16 protein-coding genes are annotated in these 17,967 nt (G+C 50.4%); 11 read left to right on the top strand and 5 right to left on the bottom strand.

The annotated features are described in order from the left end of the window. The first annotated feature begins 15 nt into the window (after positions 1-15). Complete coding sequence (locus tag I3X05_RS06335) at positions 16-933, top strand: DUF1566 domain-containing protein (RefSeq protein WP_045571513.1); 918 nt, start codon at positions 16-18, stop codon at positions 931-933. Between the two features lie 60 nt (positions 934-993). On the opposite strand, the gene I3X05_RS06330 is transcribed toward I3X05_RS06335, so the two are convergent. Beyond that, positions 994-2,298, bottom strand: coding sequence for a MipA/OmpV family protein (locus I3X05_RS06330; protein ID WP_337971016.1), 1,305 nt, complete (start codon positions 2,296-2,298; stop codon positions 994-996). A 126-nt stretch (positions 2,299-2,424) separates the two neighbouring features. On the opposite strand from I3X05_RS06330, the gene I3X05_RS06325 reads away from it, so the two are divergent. From I3X05_RS06325 to I3X05_RS06315, 3 genes are all read left to right on the top strand, one after another. Then, complete coding sequence (locus tag I3X05_RS06325) at positions 2,425-2,778, top strand: hypothetical protein (protein WP_045571511.1); 354 nt, start codon at positions 2,425-2,427, stop codon at positions 2,776-2,778. A gap of 21 nt (positions 2,779-2,799) precedes the next feature. After that, on the top strand, positions 2,800-4,728 hold the full coding sequence (locus tag I3X05_RS06320; protein WP_193185077.1) for an alkaline phosphatase D family protein: 1,929 nt from the start codon (positions 2,800-2,802) through the stop codon (positions 4,726-4,728). Between the two features lie 93 nt (positions 4,729-4,821). Next, positions 4,822-5,271, top strand: coding sequence for a TerB family tellurite resistance protein (locus tag I3X05_RS06315; RefSeq protein ID WP_337971015.1), 450 nt, complete (start codon positions 4,822-4,824; stop codon positions 5,269-5,271). A 260-nt stretch (positions 5,272-5,531) separates the two neighbouring features. On the opposite strand, the gene I3X05_RS06310 is transcribed toward I3X05_RS06315, so the two are convergent. Beyond that, positions 5,532-6,062, bottom strand: coding sequence for a 3'-5' exonuclease (locus I3X05_RS06310; RefSeq protein ID WP_039444128.1), 531 nt, complete (start codon positions 6,060-6,062; stop codon positions 5,532-5,534). Between the two features lie 364 nt (positions 6,063-6,426). Between I3X05_RS06310 and I3X05_RS06305 the strand changes: the two genes are divergently transcribed. The 3 genes from I3X05_RS06305 to I3X05_RS06295 are packed head-to-tail and all read left to right on the top strand — an operon-like array spanning position 6,427 to position 11,844. After that, a complete protein-coding gene (locus tag I3X05_RS06305; RefSeq protein ID WP_193166611.1) occupies positions 6,427-7,059 on the top strand; it encodes a DUF2760 domain-containing protein in 633 nt (210 codons plus the stop codon). Then, positions 7,059-8,978: an Hsp70 family protein gene (locus I3X05_RS06300; protein ID WP_337971014.1), complete on the top strand. Its 1,920-nt coding sequence runs from the start codon at positions 7,059-7,061 to the stop codon at positions 8,976-8,978. Before I3X05_RS06305 ends, I3X05_RS06300 begins: the two co-directional genes overlap by 1 nt. 58 nt (positions 8,979-9,036) lie before the next feature. Next, the gene (locus I3X05_RS06295; protein ID WP_045571505.1) at positions 9,037-11,844 is read left to right on the top strand and encodes an Hsp70 family protein; all 2,808 of its coding nucleotides are present in this window, start codon (positions 9,037-9,039) and stop codon (positions 11,842-11,844) included. Between the two features lie 64 nt (positions 11,845-11,908). Here the strand turns inward: I3X05_RS06295 and leuE are convergent, their stop codons facing one another. From leuE to I3X05_RS06280, 3 genes are all read right to left on the bottom strand, one after another. Continuing rightward, positions 11,909-12,550 (bottom strand): leucine efflux protein LeuE, encoded by a 642-nt coding sequence (gene leuE, locus I3X05_RS06290; RefSeq protein ID WP_039444137.1) that lies wholly within the window; start codon positions 12,548-12,550, stop codon positions 11,909-11,911. Positions 12,551-12,644: 94 nt separating this feature from the next. Then, positions 12,645-13,142, bottom strand: coding sequence for a hypothetical protein (locus I3X05_RS06285; RefSeq protein ID WP_045571504.1), 498 nt, complete (start codon positions 13,140-13,142; stop codon positions 12,645-12,647). Continuing rightward, entirely contained in the window at positions 13,139-13,471 is a 333-nt protein-coding gene (locus I3X05_RS06280; RefSeq protein ID WP_045571503.1) for a DUF805 domain-containing protein, read from the bottom strand. Before I3X05_RS06280 ends, I3X05_RS06285 begins: the two co-directional genes overlap by 4 nt. A 187-nt stretch (positions 13,472-13,658) precedes the next feature. Here I3X05_RS06280 and I3X05_RS06275 point away from each other — a divergent pair, with 187 nt between their 5' ends. The 4 genes from I3X05_RS06275 to I3X05_RS06260 all read left to right on the top strand — a co-directional run bounded on the left by I3X05_RS06275 (position 13,659) and on the right by I3X05_RS06260 (position 17,961). Continuing rightward, a complete protein-coding gene (locus tag I3X05_RS06275; protein ID WP_045571502.1) occupies positions 13,659-14,711 on the top strand; it encodes a helix-turn-helix domain-containing protein in 1,053 nt (350 codons plus the stop codon). Positions 14,712-14,788: 77 nt separating this feature from the next. Then, complete coding sequence (locus tag I3X05_RS06270) at positions 14,789-15,475, top strand: DNA-3-methyladenine glycosylase I (protein ID WP_045571501.1); 687 nt, start codon at positions 14,789-14,791, stop codon at positions 15,473-15,475. A gap of 183 nt (positions 15,476-15,658) precedes the next feature. After that, positions 15,659-16,984, top strand: a complete 1,326-nt coding sequence (locus tag I3X05_RS06265) for a sphingomyelin phosphodiesterase (RefSeq protein WP_045571500.1) — start codon at positions 15,659-15,661, stop codon at positions 16,982-16,984. Beyond that, positions 16,984-17,961 carry a chromosome partitioning protein ParA gene (locus I3X05_RS06260; RefSeq protein ID WP_193185083.1) on the top strand — a complete coding sequence of 326 codons (978 nt, stop codon included), beginning with the start codon at positions 16,984-16,986 and terminating at the stop codon, positions 17,959-17,961. Before I3X05_RS06265 ends, I3X05_RS06260 begins: the two co-directional genes overlap by 1 nt. Positions 17,962-17,967 lie beyond the last annotated feature (6 nt).

Here is a 17,967-nt window from a genome sequence, read left to right as displayed (position 1 = left end):
TAATAAGGAAAACACATGAAAAGCACTTTTTTAATGCCGGCAATCATGCTTATTGCGGCCCCCACTTTGGCACAATGTCTTCCAGAAGAAGGACGTTTTAGCAAGGAAACCATCGAATACCAAGGAACAAGTTTGTGGGTTGTCAACGACAACAGAACTCAACTTCAATGGATGATGTGCCCACTAGGACAACAAGGTGAGCAGTGCCTAGGCGCTGCAACACAGAGGAAAAGAGAAGAACTTGATAAGATCATCACCGTGTTTAACGGAGACAAACAGCCTGAGACTTCTTGGCGACTACCTTATACCCAAGAACTTCTCACTATCACTGATCAAGGTTGCCGTTACGGGACATACACTGAGTTTTTTAAATTGACCCAGCCGATCGAATCGCTAGAACAGCTATATCAAACCGTAGCGCCGTACAAAGAGAAGTTCGATATCTTCTATCAGCAGCATCAAGCAAATCTACTGGCACTTGACCACAAACGCAGGAGCGATGCTGTTTTGGATAAAAAAGTAGAAGAGTGGCTGGAGAATAGCCGCAAACTATCTAACGGCCAATGGTCTAGAGAAACATCGAATCTCGTCCATAACGTACTCGTACCTTGGCTGGAAGAAAACTCGCCGGAATGGGTAGCCGTAAGGGCAAGTAGAAACAAGTTCAGTAACGCGTATGATTTTGGCGATGAAAGCATAGGGCTAGAAAAACTTCGTGCTCACTATGAATCTTACTATGAAGTCCTGAACCAAAGTTTCGCAACGCAGGCAGGATACAGTGTCTCTTTTAAAAATGTACCGAATTTAGGGACTGGCACAGATAACCACTTTGAAGTTTTTTATACATACGAGCAATCCACAATACAAAGCCAAGGAAGCTGGCTTGAATTCTACGTGCGTTTAGTGAGGCCAATTCCAAGCCGCTCTATTTAGTTTCTTAAAAATTAACACTCAAGGGCAAACGCCCTTGGGTGTTTTCTCAAAACGAGTCGTTTAAAAATCAAACTGCACATACACGGTGTTGTAGTTGCTGCCGCCTTTAATCCGGCCAAATTGCGAGGCATTTTCAAATATCGCCGAGCGATGGTGAAGCGAGTAGCCAAACCAGACATTCTTCCATTCTGATTGACCAAACAACTCCCCGGCATTCACGTCAAACGAAAAGTCGAGATAGTTGAGCAAATGGCTTGGCGTGTAGCCTTTTTCATCCATTTCGGTCTGTTCGATATAGGTAATATTGTCGATGTACGACATCCCTTCAGCAAAACCAAAACGCCACGGGGTCGGCCAATTGAAGGTGTAATAGGCTTTAATGGACACAACCGTTTCTGTACTCGAGCTCTGCACTTGCGATGCCCAATGATGGGCGATTCCCGAGTGCAGGTAGATATCCAAAGGCAGACCAAACAGCTCATCGGTTAAAGGATGACCATAAAAAAATGAGCTCATTTGGTTGTTGTTCGGGTCTTTTTCTTGTTCAAATTTAAAGATTTCGCCAATATTGGACGGCGTTGCCCAGCCGTGTGCCACACGTAAGTAAGCCTTGTTGCTCAAAGATGACTTGCGTTCTTTGTTCTTATCGTTGAAAAATCCAAACCCGACAAAAAACTCGCCCTGATAGCGATCTTCCACGGCGTAGCTACGGTAGGCATTACTGTCTAAACGAGTCACACTGGCTTGCCCGAGCAGATAGAGATTCGACGCCACGTGATAGCGCGCTTTCAAACCCAAGTTCGCGTCAATTCCTGCACCAATTCGCTCCTGCGTGATATCGGAGAACGCAAAGTAGGTACTGTTAAAATCGGCTTCTTTGTACCTGAGCGTGAACGACGGCTCCACTTCCCAATCGCCCCAGCCATATTTGGCCGCAAGACGATAATTGGAGTGAAAACGGTACTCGTTGTCGCCCATAATTTCCGCTTCCAAACGCCAGTTTTCGTCCCAATGATACGCCAATTGCATGCCAAAGTCGGCTTTGTCGCCTTCAATCGAGTTTTGTGCCACTTTGGGAATATCGATAAAACGCAACCGAGTCAACGCATTAAGTTGCCATTTCTCATTGTCCGATTCGAACAGGTAAAAACCCCCTTCGGTACCACGAATAAACAGGTTGTCATCGTTGTAAAACATCATCGGGACAAACGTACTCACAGATTGATCGCCGCCGCTAGTATCAAATGGAATCGAGGCGACTCGATACATCGCCGCGATCCCCCAATCCGGTTGCTGAGCTTTAACCGTCTGACTAGGCAGAAAAAAAACTGCACCAAGACCAAAAATGAATAACTTTTGCTTCATTTATATAAACATTCCATCAATGACAGTGCGTCAAGCGTAAATAATTAACAAAACCATGAAAACGGTTTAGGCTCATCGATATTTAGCCGTTACAATAATAGATATTGCCTTTGATTTGAATTGAATGTGAAAGCTTCCGAACTGAAAAATATCCTCGTCTCATTACCTGATGATTACGATCCTGACCTTGTGATGGGTGAGGAGTGGCTACCCGAAAGGCTGGTGAATACTCGCTTAGACGGCGATTTGCTGTTTCTTGAATTTGATAACGCGCCCGATGATCTGCAAGGTGAAGAGGAAGGACGCGGCTTTGTTGAGCATGAAATCAGTATGATCCGCCATCGTTTTGAACAGATTTTAGCGGAAGCCAGCGACACCAAAACCAAAGCCGATGCGATGTTGGCGATTTTTCTCATGGGACACGAACTTTCCAGCTCCGAAGTGATCGAAGTGCTTGAAGATGAAAGTAACGACGACTAAATAAAACCACAGGAGTAAGGATTGACCCAGACAAACCCGCCGCGCTCTCCTCTGCCGCTGATTCTGGCAGGCCCGATACTCAGAAAAACGACCGCAAGCGAAATCAACCTTTGGCTGGTGAGCAGCAAACCCGTTGAGGGCACTTTTCAGGTCTTCGATGAGAGCGGCGAAAAATTGCTCTATCAAGCTCCGCTGAGCCTTTCTCAGCAACAACAAGTGGGTGAGCATGCTTTTGTGGCGCTGTGGCATTTTGCTGGCGAATACCCAACCAATTGCGCGCTGTTTTACCAAATTGACACCCAAGCGGGAGCCATCACTGAGCTTATCCCACACCTTTGCTACGAGGGAGATGAAACAAAAGGGATTGCATTTTCTGTGCGAACAACCGCGGATTACATCCTGCATGGCTCCTGCCGTAACCCACACCATCGTAGCGCTGATGCGTTGGTTGCGGCGGATAAAAAAGTCGCCTCGCTTTCGCCAGCAGAGCGCCCTGATCTCCTGCTGCTAAGTGGCGATCAGATATACGCCGATCATGTTGCCGGACCGACGTTAGACGCCATCACGCAGCTCATTGAGCGGCTCGGTTTAGCCAACGAAACGTTTGTCGACGCGCCTTTTCAAGACAGCATGGCGCTCTATCAAGATCCGCACTGCTTTTATGGCCGCGACCAAATTCTGCCCGACTATCGGGATAACTCAACGTTGTTTGCCCGTCTAACGCGTTTTCGCCGCCAACCGGTGTTCAGTTCCACTGAAAGCGAAAATCATCTCATCAGCTTTGCCGAGTTTTTTGCCATGTACCTGTTGGTGTGGTCGCCGCAGGCGTGGCAACTGGTTAACCGAGAACGCCTGAAAGAGCAAGCGTTTGAGTGGGCTGGGCAGACACTGAGCGAGAAATGGCAACAGTTGTGGCACAAAGAAATCAAGCAGATTGACGATTTTGTTGCCGGTTTGCCGAGTGTGCAACGCCTGCTCGCTCACTTGCCGACTTACATGATTTTTGATGATCACGACGTGACCGACGACTGGAACCTGACCATTGGCTGGGAGATGGCCGCCTATCAGCATCCATTTTCTCGCCGCGTGATTGGCAACGGCTTGCTCTCCTACTGGCTCTGCCAAGGCTGGGGCAATGCGCCGGAAAAATTTGACGAGCGCTTTTTCATCGCGGCGCAGCGCTATTTTCACTCCCCGACCACGGAGCATCAAGACGCGTTTATTCAACTGCTGTATCGCTTTGAGGATTGGCACTACACCATTCCCACCGAACCCAAAGTGGTGGTGCTGGATACCCGAACCCGACGCTGGCGCTCGGAATCACGCATGAACAAGCCGTCTGGTTTGATGGACTGGGAAGCGCTGGTCGAACTGCAACAGGAGCTGATGCATCAAGAAAAAGTGATCATCGTTTCTGCCGCGCCGATGTTTGGGGTCAAATTTATCGAAATGTTGCAACGCATCATGACGCAACTCGGCCAACCTTTACTGATCGACGCCGAAAACTGGATGGCGCATCCGGGCAGCGCCAATACGCTCATCAGCATTTTTACCCACACCAAAACGCCAACCAACTTTGTCATTCTCTCGGGAGATGTGCACTACTCGTTTGTCTATGACATCAAGTTGCGCTTTCGTAAATCCAGCCCCAACATCTATCAGATCACTTGCAGCGGATTAAAAAATCATTTTCCTGTGCGACTGCTGCGCTATTGTGATGCGATGGATAGGCTGCTTTATAGCCCCCGTTCGCCGCTCAACTGGTTCACCAAACGTAAGCGCTTGAAAATCAAAAAGCGTAGCCCAGACAACCAACGCTTTTACCGTTTAGTTAACCACAGCGCCATTGGCGAGCTGCACCTCGATGCGGACGGAAAACCAAAGCGAGTCAGCTTGCTCACTAGCGATGGCCGTTGTGTCGATTTTCCAGCAACCAGTGCAGAAGAATGAAAACGCGGCAGAATAAAATTATCGATAGCGGATGCGCAACAGCATTAGCGCTATCATGTTAAAAAAAGTATTGCGATTGAAAAGGTCACCGACATGTTTAACAAACTCACCACTCTCTTTAAACAGTTGCTTGATGGCACAGATTTGGGCCAAAACGCCGCCAACAACCCCAATCTGGCAATTGCCTGCTTATTGTGTGAAGTTGCAGGCGCCGATCATCAAATCGATGAGCGCGAGCAAGCGGTCAAACGCCATTTGCTCAAGCGCCTGCTCAATTTAAGCGATGACGAAGTGGAAAGTTTGCTCACTCAGGCGCAAAGTGGTGTTGCTCAAGCCGCCTCGTTGTATGAGTTCACATCACAGTTGAGAGAGCTTTCGCAAGAGACGCGTTTTGCGCTAATCAAAGGCATGTGGGAGGTGGCGCACGCCGATGGTGAGATTGACCCAATGGAAGATGCCGTGATTCGTAAAACCGCTGAGCTACTCTATGTGGATCACCGCGAGTTTATCCGCGCCAAATTGCAAGTGATCGATAAGTCGTAAAGCGAATTCGCCAATCAAAAAGCAATAAAAAAACGCGCACTCGGCGCGTTTTTACCTTATTCAAAGATTACAGGACGGGTTTTTGATGCCAACGGTAGACGACTCCACTACCGAACACAAATACCACACTCCAAAGCACGGAAAGTAACATCTTTATTTGCCATCTGAGTTGCTATGATTTGCAGCAAGTTTAGTGGCGCAAGATGAACAAAAATGAAAAGTGAGATGAAGATTTAATGACGCTCGCTTCTCATCTGAGCCTAAAACATGGTTAAAGCGAGCTTGGCTAAATTGTAGGCATCCACATAACCCGAGTGCTGCCGCCCTTCCCAATCGATGCCTTTCGCTTCTTGCGCCTGACGATGACCAATGCGCTTATCTTTGAGGCGATTTTGAATGCGGTATAAGGTAGCCAAATTGATAAACTCACTAAACGGGGGCTCAATCCCTTTCGCGTGGCACTCGTTAAACAGGATCTGGTCGTCTCGGCCCCACGAGGTGTAAATTTTATTGCTGCCGCCAAAGTTTTTGATCATCGACTTCACCACTTCGGCGAGCGGCCGGCCTTGTTTTTCAATTTTTCGCGGCGTAATGCCCGTCAGCTCGGCGCAAAACAGCGACACTTCGTCGTGTTCCGGTTTAACGTAATACTGCGCGCGTTTCACAATCTCCCCTCGGAGCAAATCAATTTCTGCCAAACCAATTTCAATGATTTCACCTGTGCGCCCGACGCCATCCTCGTTCCAGCAGCACATTTCCAAATCAAAGCAAACAATTCGGTTATGGTTCATAGATTGCCTTTTTCTCGCGGTTGATTGTTAAAGGGCGAAATTGTACCCCAGAGAAAGCAGAAACTCGACCTAAGCGCGGTTGTTTGCTTATTTTCACCCCAACTGACCAAGATTCTTGGTCCCTCGTGCGCGTTGGCGAAAATCCATCGCCAAAAACAGGCGGCTATTTGACGATATTTTCAGCAAAACCGCCGTAAATTCAGGGGTTGCAAGCGGTTTTAATACAATCTCCTCACTTGAATATGCTACTATCAGCCACCATTTTTATGTCTACACTAGGTGCACGTCGCAAAATCGCCCTTGAATTTGCGGCAAATGAGCCAATCCACGCACCTTTAAATCAATCGATTAGAGAAAAAATAGCATGAACATTGATTTAAACCTGATTCCTCAAACATTCGATATGCTGCATGCAGGCCTTGCGGCATCGAGTGTTTTACTTCTCTTGGTTGCCGTTTCGCGCAAAAGCAAAGTGATCGAAAAAGTGGTTGAGAAACCGGTTGAAAAGATCGTTGAAGTGGAAAAGCCAGTAGAGAAAATTGTCGAAGTCGAAAAAGTCATCGAAGTTGAAAAAGTGATTGAGAAAGTGGTGGAAGTGCAATCCAAGCTCGCCACTGCCTCAACCGATTCGGCGATGCAACTGCTCTCGATTATGCAGCAAGAAGCGCGCTTGATTGATTTCTTAAAAGAAGATCTCAGCGCATTCTCCGATGAAGAAGTGGGCGCTGCCGCCCGTGTTATCCATACTGGCGGGCAGAAAGTACTCAAAGAATACGTCACGCTAGAGCACATTCGTAGCGAAGAAGAAGAGATGCGCATCACGGTGGCCGAAGGCTTTAACCCTCAGGCGATTCGTTTGGTGGGTAACGTGACGGGCAAGGCGCCGTTTAACGGCACACTGGTTCACAAAGGTTGGAAAGCCAGCGCAATCAACTTGCCGAAACTCGCGGAAAACTACGACGCGACCATCATCGCGCCCGCTGAGGTTGAGCTGTAATGGAAATGCACAATACACCAGCGGCTGAGCAAGCCGCCAAATTCAGTATCGGTATTGACCTTGGCACCACCCACTGCGTGGTCTCTTTCCTCGATACGCAAGACGAGCACGCTCGTGTGCAAGTGATGGCGATCCCTCAGTTGACCGCGCCGGGAACGGTGGAAGCGCGCAGCCAACTGGGCTCGTTTCTCTACCAGCCGCACGAGCATGAGATGAATCCTGCGTCACGCGTGCTCCCTTGGACCACAGAACCCAAAGCGCTGGTTGGTGCGATTGCTCGTAATCTTGGCAGCAAAACGCCCATTCGTTTAGTCGCCAGCGCAAAATCTTGGCTATGCCATGGCGGCGTGAACCGCCGCGATGCCTTTTTGCCTGCGGGTAGCCCGGAAGAGGTGGAGAAAGTTTCGCCCCTGCGCGCCACCGAGCTTTATCTTGAGCACCTGAAACAAGCGTGGGATCACGCTTATCCGCAGCATCCGCTGGCCGAGCAAGAGGTGACCATCACCGTTCCGGCTTCGTTTGACCCTGCTGCGCGCGATCTCACCGCGGAAGCGGCACGCAATGTCGGCTTTGTGCATCTGACTCTGCTCGAAGAGCCACAAGCCGCACTGTATAACTGGATCGACAACAGCAACGAAAAGTGGCGCGATGAAGTGAGCGTCGGTGACGTGGTGCTGGTGGTCGATATCGGTGGCGGCACCACCGACCTTTCTCTGGTGGAAGTGACCGAAGAGCAAGGTAACCTGACGCTCAAACGTATCGCCGTGGGTGAGCATATTCTGCTTGGCGGTGACAACATGGATCTCGCCCTCGCCTACAGCTTAAAAATGAAATTGGCGCAAGAAGGCAAAGAGCTGCAACCTTGGCAAATTCAGGCCATGACGCACGCTTGCCGTGATGCCAAAGAAGCGCTGCTCAACGATGCCGAGTTGCAAGCCGTGCCGATTGTGGTGCCAAGCCGTGGTTCAAAATTGCTCGGCGCGACGCTTAAAACCGAGCTGACCCAGCAAGAAGTGCAGCAAATGCTGGTGGAAGGCTTTTTCCCCAAAGTGGCGATTACTGAACATCCGCTACAACGCAATCGCGGCGCATTGACGCAAATGGGCCTGCCTTACGCGCAAGATGCCGGAATTACCCGCCATATCGCCGCATTCTTGTCAAAACAAGCCAATGCGATGAATGGCGATGCAGCGCCAGCACAAGATTTCAATCCGTTTGTTGGCGGCATGCCCGGTATGCCGGGGCACGGCGCTCCTTCAGCGCAATTTATCAAGCCAACCGCGATTCTATTTAACGGCGGCGTATTGAAATCAGCACTGCTCGCCAATCGTTTAGAAGAGACCATCAACGAATGGTTGCTGGACGCCAATGCAGAGATGGCGAAGCGGTTGACGGGGGTTGACCTTGATCTGGCGGTGGCAAGCGGCGCGGCCTATTACGGCGCAGTGCGTCGTGGCCAAGGCGTGCGCATTCGCGGCGGTATCGCCTCCAGTTACTACGTTGGTATTGAAAGCGCGATGCCAGCAATTCCGGGAATGGCACCGCCCATGGAAGCGCTGTGTGTGGCTCCGTTTGGTATGGAAGAAGGTTCCAGCGTCGATGTTCCGAGCCAGCAATTTGGTTTAATCATCGGCCAGCCTGTTAACTTCCAGTTCTTCGGTTCTACTGTGCGCCGCGACGATCTGGCGGGCACCCATCTCGACCATTGGGGCCAAGATGAGTTAGAGGAGCTACCTGAAATTCAGGTCACTCTGCCCGTTTCTGAGGGCCGCCGTGAAGGAGAAGTCGTGCCAGTGACACTCGCATCCCGAGTAACCGAGCTCGGCACGCTCTACCTCGAAGCCATTGCCGCTGACAACGGTCAGAAGTGGCACGTTGAGTTTGACGTGCGTGAAGACGCCAAACAAAACGCACAATAATCGTTTCTCGCAACGGCATCCCTATGGATGCCGTTTTTAAATCACTCAAGGACTTGTCATGACATCTCCTCGTTATCTCGTCGGTATCGATTTAGGCACCACCAATACTGTAGTGGCGTTTTGCGAACTGAGTGAGAATCTCCAAGACGCCCACGTCTCTCTTTTCGATATTGATCAGTTAATTGGTCCCGGTGAAGTGGTGCGCAAACCGCTGCTACCCTCTTTTCGCTATCACCCCGCAGAGGGACAAATTGCCCCAAGTGATCTCACCCTACCGTGGGATCACCACGCCGTTGCTGGCGATATTGCTAACGTCATCGTTGGTGAATGGGCACGCGAGCTCGGCGCCAAAGTGGAAGGCCGTCAAGTGTCCAGTGCCAAAAGCTGGCTGTCTCATCAGGCGGTTGACCGTCACTCAGAGATTTTGCCGTGGGCAGGCGCGAGCGACGTAGACAAAGTATCGCCCGTCATCGCCAGCGCCAGTTACCTCAATCACATTCGCCAAGCTTGGAACCATCGTCATCCGGGCAACAAGCTGGAACATCAGGAAGTGGTGGTCACTGTGCCCGCATCGTTTGATGAAACGGCGCGCAATCTCACTCTTGAAGCCGCACAGTTGGCAGGGCTTGGCAAAGTGCTCCTTTTGGAAGAGCCGCAAGCGGTGTGTTACGACTGGTACGCCCGCCACCAGCAAAATGCGGCCGAACAGCTCAAACATCTCCCACTGATTTTGGTGTGTGATGTCGGCGGTGGCACCACGGATCTCAGTTTGATCGAAGCCAAGTTCAACCAAGGCGAATTGGCTTTGGATCGCATTGGCGTCGGTGAGCACCTGATGCTCGGCGGCGACAACCTCGATTTAGCTTTGGCCCATTTAGCCGAGCAACGCTTTAACCAAGGCAAGAAGCTGAACGCTGCTAGCCTGAGCAAACTGATTCAGCAAACACGCAAAGCCAAAGAGCAGTTGCTGTCGGCACGCGCGCCAGAAGAGATGAAGATCACCATGCTTGGCAGCGGCTCAAAATTGCTCGGCGGTACACGCAGTGTTGCGCTTAGCAAACAAGAGGTACACCAAATCGCCCTTGATGGCTTCTTTCCTCTGTCTGATTTTGCTCAAACGCCGGATAAACGCCGCAGTGCGGTGGTGGAGTTTGGCCTGCCTTATGCGGCAGATCCTGCGGTCAGTAAGCACGTGGCGGAGTTCCTCAGCCAGCATCAGCAAGTCTCCTATGCTGCGCTTGGCCAAGAAGACACGAGCCAACCCGCCATTCCCGTTGGCCTACTGCTGAACGGTGGCGTGTTCAACAGTGAACTGGTGACGGCGCGCATGAGCGAATTGTTGACCCAGTGGTGCGGCTCACCCGTGACGGTGCTCGACAACCCGCACCCCGATTGGTCAGTGGCACTGGGCGCAGTGGCGTTTGCCAAAGCGCGGCGCGGCGCACAGCTGAAAATCGGCGGCGGCGCGGCGCGCTCTTATTTCTTGCATCTGCAAGAGAAAAACAAAATGGGCAAAGCGCTCTGTTTGTTGGCCAAAGGCAGTGAAGAGGGGCAAGAGATCCGCCTCACTGGGCGTCGCTTTGCCCTTACGCTCGGAGAACCTGTCCGCTTTGACTTGCTGACGTCCACCCACGACACCTTGACCAACCAAACCTCGATTCAAAATGGCGTGATGGTCAACGTCGATGCGGATATATTCGCTCCGCTTCCCCCCTACATCGTGACCTTGCAAAGTGATGGCGCCGATTTGCACGCCAATCAAAAAGAGCGGGTTGAAGTTCAGTTGGCGTGTCAGCTCACCGAAGTCGGTACGCTGAAAATGGAGTGTGTCAGCGTTGAAGATGACAGCAAACGCTGGGCATTAGAGTTTGAAGTGCGCAATAAAAAGGCGCAAGAGAGCGAACAAGTGGCGCTCAATCCTCGTCTGACCGATTGCAAGGAGCTGATTACTCGCCTGTATAGCGGCAATAAAAAAAGTGGCGAAGGCAACGAAATCAAAATACTTGCCAAAGAGTTGGAGAGAAAACTTGGCAAGCGCGATGAGTGGGATTTCGTCACCTTGCGGCAACTGTTTGATGCCTTTGCTCAAGGGCGCAAACGTCGCCGCCGCTCAGAGCAACATGAGAAGAACTGGCTACGATTGGCAGGCTTTGCCCTGCGTCCCGGCTTTGGCGATGCCACCGATTCTTGGCGTATTGAGCAGGTTTGGAGCCTGTACCAGCAAGGTATTCAATTTCAAAACCACCAAGGTTGGACCGATTGGTGGGTATTCTGGCGGCGCATCGCTGGCGGGCTCAACCAAGAGCAGCAAGAGACAATTTTGGCCGACATCGCTAAGTATCTGCATCCCGGCGCGATGAAAAGTCCACAAACCGCCAAGACTGCACAAGAGATGGGCTACGAGGCGATGGTTCGTCTTGCCGCCTCGCTAGAGCAGTTGGAAGTGGACGATAAGGTACTGCTGACCAGCTGGTTTTTAAGCAAAGCGCTTAACCACAACCAGCTTGAGCAAGCGCACTGGTGGGCAATTGGCCGCTTAGCATCGCGCACACCGCTGTACGCCAGCCAGCATCGCGTGATCCCTCGTGAGCAAGCGGAACAATGGCTGCCAAAACTGCTAGAGCAAAACTGGCAGAAAGAGCCGATGATCGCTTTTGCCGCGGTGATGATCTGTCGCAAAACGGGCGATCGCCAATTCGACATCAGCGATGATTACCGCCAGCAGGTGTTAAGCAAGCTCCAGCAAAGTAAAGTGCCCGACTCTTGGCTTACACTGGTCAGTGAAGTCAAAGATCTGTCTGAATCTGAATCAAAACGCGTATTTGGTGACGCCTTGCCAAGCGGTTTGCATTTGGTCAGTCACTGAGCTGTCACTCGTCCCGCAACTAAAACAGCCAGCGAGATGCTGGCTGTTTTTTGTCCTTAGGTGCTTAACTTAAACTGGCAAGTCGCGCTGCAAACCCCATAAACAGCAGCCCAAGCAACCCGTTGCCTAATTTGCTCAGTGTCTGATTGTTCTTAAACAGTTGCGTGAGCGAGGTACCGACAAAAATCAACACGCTCAGATAGACAATGCTGAACACCTCCAAAATCGTGGCAAGGATCAGGTACGAGATCCAAGTGTGTTCATAGGTGTAATCAATAAACTGAATAAAGAAGGAGACATAAAACAAGATCGCTTTCGGATTAGTCAGGCTCAAGGTGAGCGCTTTGGTAAACACCTTTTCCACTTTACGCGGACGCGCCACACCTTGATCATCTAATACAGGCTTTTGCCAATATTGTTGGATCAGTTTGAAGCCCAAATAGAGCAGATAAGCCGCCCCCAAGTATCGAATGATGGTGAATAGCAGCGGTGAGGTTTGGATCAAAGACGCCACGCCTAAATAAGAGAGCAGGATCAAAATCGCATCACCAACCAGTACACCCATCGCCGCTTTGTAGCCGGTTTTGATGCCAAAGGTCGAGCTGGATTTGAGCACATAGATAGAGTTGGGACCGGGGGCCAAAATGATCATCAGCAGCCCCAGCATATAGGTCCAAATATTAATCACACCAAAACTCTCAAACATGCACTGCCTCGCAAAAATGATTATGGGAAGCATGTTGTATAACGCAAAGTATCATTAAAGTCTATCCACCAATGGTCTGCCCTTATCGCACCTCTCACCAACAGCGCAGCAAACGCGAATCTCCGGTCAGCCAAGAGACCCAACGCCGCTTGGAATTGAGCACGAAACTCTCTTTGGCCTCAATCCCTTGCACAATATAGCCATCCGCCTGCGGCAATTTCGCGGCTTCTTCTCGCGGCCAAAAAACAAACCGCCATTGATCGCTCAGGATCCTTTCACCACTGAGTAAAGCGTGATTGAGCTTATCGCTCATGACTATAATTGACAGCCCAGCAGCTTCCTCAATTCCAAGCCCACTGTCGGTCACCTGTCCCACAGCGACTGGCACTGAGAGCGTGCAATGACGTCCGTGTTCATCCACATGTGTGTAGCGCCCATCGCCAACACGGCCACGCAGCCAGATCAACTCGCCTTGGTTCATTTTTCCGACAGAGACAACCCCAAACGCGCCTTGCGGTAAGATGTGCTCCATTTCGCCTTGGCCCCATGCTAGCGGAGCGAGCAATAACAGCAGAGTCAGATAAAACTTCATCCTGCACTCCTTTCTGTCGCAACAGGCCCTTCCAGCGTTAACCAATACAGCAGTAGCAAAGGGCCAAAAATTGGCAGCAGAAAAACCAAACACCACCAGCCAGAGCGCTCTATGTCATGTAAACGTCGCACCGTAATCGCGAGTAACGGCAGTAATGTCACGGCGCTGTAGAGCAGGTCAAACACACTCGCGTTTCGCCAAGCGATATCCAAGCCAATACACAACAACGTCAGTAAAAGATGGAACAACATAAACATCCAAAACTCTTCTCTCGATGTTCGCCCTGCAAAGTCCGCGTACTTTTGCCAAGCCAAAATATAGAACCGCATCACTCATCTCCTTTTAATCTGTGATGTGCTTATAGTGGTCAATGGGCAGGGCGAAAGCGTCCTAAATCCGGTTTTAGCACGTGGCAAAACCGGTATTGGTTCTTTAGGGCTATATTGTTCAGATTCAAAGCATTATGCTAAAGCGCTCCACTGACCGACACTGCACAAAGCCAAAACAGGACATTTCATGCTCGCCATTCCTATTCCTTTTGTTGTCTCTTTGCTGCTCGCGTTACTCGCGATCACCTTATATGTGCGCTTTGCCGAGCAAGCTAAAACCGCCTGCTGGTTTCTCATCCTTTGCGCTCTGACAACGGGTCTGGTTGGACTGCGTTGGAGTTTCAATCTGCCGCTCTTTGCTCTGCTTCAGCCCTTATTTGCTTCCTGCATTCCGGTATTTGCTTGGTACGCCTTTACCCATCTCAGCCACACGCAAACACTGACTCAATTTGCCGCCAAGCATTCAGTTGGGCCACTTTTGGTACTCGTCAGCGTGACCATTCAGTCGCTTTGGTATTTGCCGCTGGATGAAATTCTCACCGCCATTTATCTGGTTTACGGCATCGCGTTGGTACGTTACTCCGCCAAAGAAACACTGTTGATCCATGTTTCCTTCAGCAGTTGGGAAAGCGTGAAAAGAGCCGAGAATATTGCGGGCTGGATGCTGCTCTTTTCCGCGCTGATTGACAGTGCCATGTCGCTCGACTTTACCTACAACCAAGGCGCGTTGGCCCCGTTTATTTTGAGCATCGGGCACTTGGTGTTGCTCCCTGTTCTCTCTTTGGCGGTGATTCTGGTCGCGATGAACACCGCAAACCATGATGAGGCCGATGAACTTTCGGACAAAGAAACCAAACTCGAAGCGCCGCTGAATAACGCATCCAATCTCACCGCACAGCAAGCGCAAACCATTGTCATCGCACTCGATGAACTGATGAAAACGAAACACGCCTACCTAGATCCTGAGTTGACGCTGTCTAAACTGTCACGCAAATTGTGTGTTCCTGCCAAACAGATCTCCAGCGCGGTGAACCAAGTGAAGCAGAAAAACATCTCTCGTGTCATTAACGAATACCGAATCGAACACGCCAAGCAGGCGCTGCACAGCAGCGATGCTCCGATCACACAAATATTTATGAACTGTGGCTTTCAGACCAAGTCCAACTTTAATCGCGAGTTCTCTCGCCTCACTGGCATGACGCCCAGCCAGTACCGAAAAGCGGCGACACTTGCTGAGTAACTCGAGATTTTGCAAGCCTTCGCGAACGGATTGAGGCTCGCCATACCATAATCTCAACATGCAAAGGAGAATCGATTGTGCCTTTAGAAAAATTTGCCGCTATTTATCAGCGTGCTGCCGAGCGCAAAGGAGGCGAAGCGCAGCTCGAAGCACTACTGGGCAAACCGCTCAGTAGCGATGCAATTGCCGCCATCAGTGATGATCGCTGGTTGTCCGCTTTCAGTATGAAGATTTTTCAAAGCGGCATTTCATGGCAGGTGGTGCGCAATAAATGGCCCAATTTCGAGGAGGTGTTTTTCGGCTTTCGGATCGAGCCACTGCTGATGCTCTCCGACGAGCAGTGGGACGAAAAAGCCAGTGACACACGTATTATCCGTCACCATGCGAAAGTGATGTCGATTCGCGAAAACGCCCAAATGATCCATAGTGTCTCAACGCAGCACGGCTCATTCGGTCAAATGGTCGCCAACTGGCCTAAAGATGACATCACGGGGTTATTGTCGTTTTTGAAAAAACACGGCAGTCGACTAGGCGGCAACACTGGGCCGTACAGCCTTCGTCAACTCGGGGTCGACACCTTTATTCTTTCTGGTGATGTGGAGGCGTATCTGCGCAACGGTAAGGTGATTGAAGGTGGCAAGGAGACGAAAAAGAGCCAACAAGCCGTCAACCTCGCATTTGCCAAGTGGCAGCAAGAAAGCGGTCGCAGCTTAACCGTCATCAGTCAGACCATCGCCTTTAGTACTGGCGACAACCGCGTTTAGATAGCCCAAGTCATCCCCTCCTAGCTAAGCGCGGTGGCTATTTCGCGCTTAGCTAACACCGTCCTTTGTTTTATAAATCACTCCGATTCAAGCAATTATTTATAGTTGTCACAACTTTATAACATAGTTGTCATCACTATCTTCTAGATTATCCATCGATTTCAAACAGATAGGATAATGTAAATGGATATTTTCACTTTGCGAACCTTGCTACCTTTGTTGTGCAGCGCTCCTGTTTTGGCCGATACCGATGTCTACCTAACCAATAACAGCGACCAAACCTTGACGATTCAAGTACAACACAGCGGCTCAGATCGCCTCACTTTAGGTGACGAGTGGCTACAGCACACAGACCAAATTGGCCCTTGGGAAACCAAAGCGGTGATCAGTTTTAATCGTTGGACGGGAGTCAAAGCGGGCGAGCACTACCAATTTGATACCGTCGTCACCAACTTGCAAGGTGAAAGCGTCACACTACACCAAACCATGAATGGTCACTGGTACAACTCTTCCATTGAATACGGCGTGAGCGCGGCCGATGTTCCGCTCTCCTTACAACAGGATAGAGAAGTGCACCGTTTTCGCAGTGATGCCTTTGGCAATGCCAACACCGAATTGGTACTCAAGTCCGACGCCGCAGCCCGCTATGATGATCTCTGCTACACCATCACGCCCGCCAAATTGGACGAGCAAGTCGAGCCAAGCGGGCACACCTTAAAAATGATGACCTACAATATTTGGGCGTTGCCCGGCGTGGCATCGCATATCGGTGATCGTTTTTCGATTATTCCCAAACACGTGAAAGGCTACGACGTCTTAGCCTTGCAAGAAGTGTTTGCCAGCGGCCGCAGCGCTTTTTTACGAGAACTGGCCAAAGAGTATCCTTATCAAAGTAAGATGCTTGATAAAGAAGGCATCAATATCCACGATGGCGGTGTGGTGATCGTGAGTCGCTATCCTATTGTCAATCAAGCACAGTACGTCTTCCCTGATTGTAGTGGCACTGATTGCTTTGCGGACAAAGGGGTAAACTATGTTGAAGTGATCAAAAACGGTCAGGCGTATCATCTGTTCGCCACCCACACGGCTTCGTTTGATACCGATACCGCGCGCGAATATCGTCAGCGCCAGTTCAAACAGATCCGTGCATTGGCACAATCACTGAACATTCCTGCCGATGAAACTGTGGTTTACAGCGGTGATTTCAACGTCAACAAACTTAAGTTCCCGGGCGATTACCAACAGATGTTAGTGAACTTGAATGCGCTGGAGCCCCAATACTCAGGCTACACGGCGTCGACTTTCGATCCGCGCATTAATGACTTTGCTGGTGAAGCACTCTCTGGCGGTGAGAATGTCGAGTATCTCGATTATGTGTTGCTCAGCGCAGAGCATGCGAGCAAAACATCGAATGATAACCGCGTTGACGTGCCACGTTCCACCGATGCCAGATTGTGGAAACATTACAATCTTTCCGACCATTTCCCGGTGAGCGCGGTGATCAAGTAATGAATCGAACACGTGCTTTTTTCCTGCTCGTCCTTGTGGCGAGCTTGATTGTCGGCTGGCAATTTTGGCCGCACAACAAAGAACAAAGTGGGCTGCTAGCCTCACCTGCACTCATTTCCCCTACTGACGCCGCACAGGAAAGCAGCGCAAACTCAATTCCCCCCAACACCACAGAGACAAATCTGCCTTTTGCTCTTACAGCGCAAGCCGCTCAGCCCGCAAATTTGCTGCTTGATCCTAACAAGCTACGCGAACTACAAGGCCGTGCTTTACGTGAACAGTTAGAAAGTTTTTGGCGCGAATGTGTGCATAAACAAAATTGTGAAAAGCAGCTTGCTCAACTTCAAACCTCTCTGTCTGTCGAGTGGTTTCAACTGCTTCAAAACTTCCGCCAACGCAGCCGGCAATGGCAGGACGCACAGGCACACATGCCACTGGAGTCGCTCGATAGCCTCTCCCAACGGATCGAGATGTTTAAAGAAAATGCGCTGGAGATTTGGGGCCCGCTGAGCGCTGTCCTTTTGGCCGATCAATTTGCCATATTGGAGTTTCGCCTAGACAGTGTGCCACTGACACAAATCGAAGCTAGCCAGTTTGTTGAGCAATATCAAAGCCTGATCGAGCGCTGGCAACAGCAGGGCGACGCGCTTGAATTTGAGGATAAGCAAACTCATTACGAGCGAGCACTGAGTTTGATTCCAAGCCACTATTCTGCGGACGAAAGAGAACAGATCCGCCAGACATTGGCCCAAAAGTACCTAAGCGATGAACAATCAAGCGAGATTGATTTTCGAGCTCAGCAGGAGCGTGAGCAAGAGAAACAAGTGGAAGACTACCAACGAGCCTTGGCGCAACTGAAAGCCAGCTTGGAAGAGCAGAGAACAAGACGCTACGCGAGTTGGGATGAGCCGCAGTGGCAAAACTACTATCAGCAGCAAATTGCCCATTTTCGCCGTGAGTTTTTTGCTACACCATAACGCCTT

Source organism: Vibrio navarrensis (assembly GCF_015767675.1).
GTDB lineage: Bacteria > Pseudomonadota > Gammaproteobacteria > Enterobacterales > Vibrionaceae > Vibrio.
Note: the sequence above shows the minus strand (reverse complement) of the source record. Positions and strands in the feature narration are given on the sequence as shown.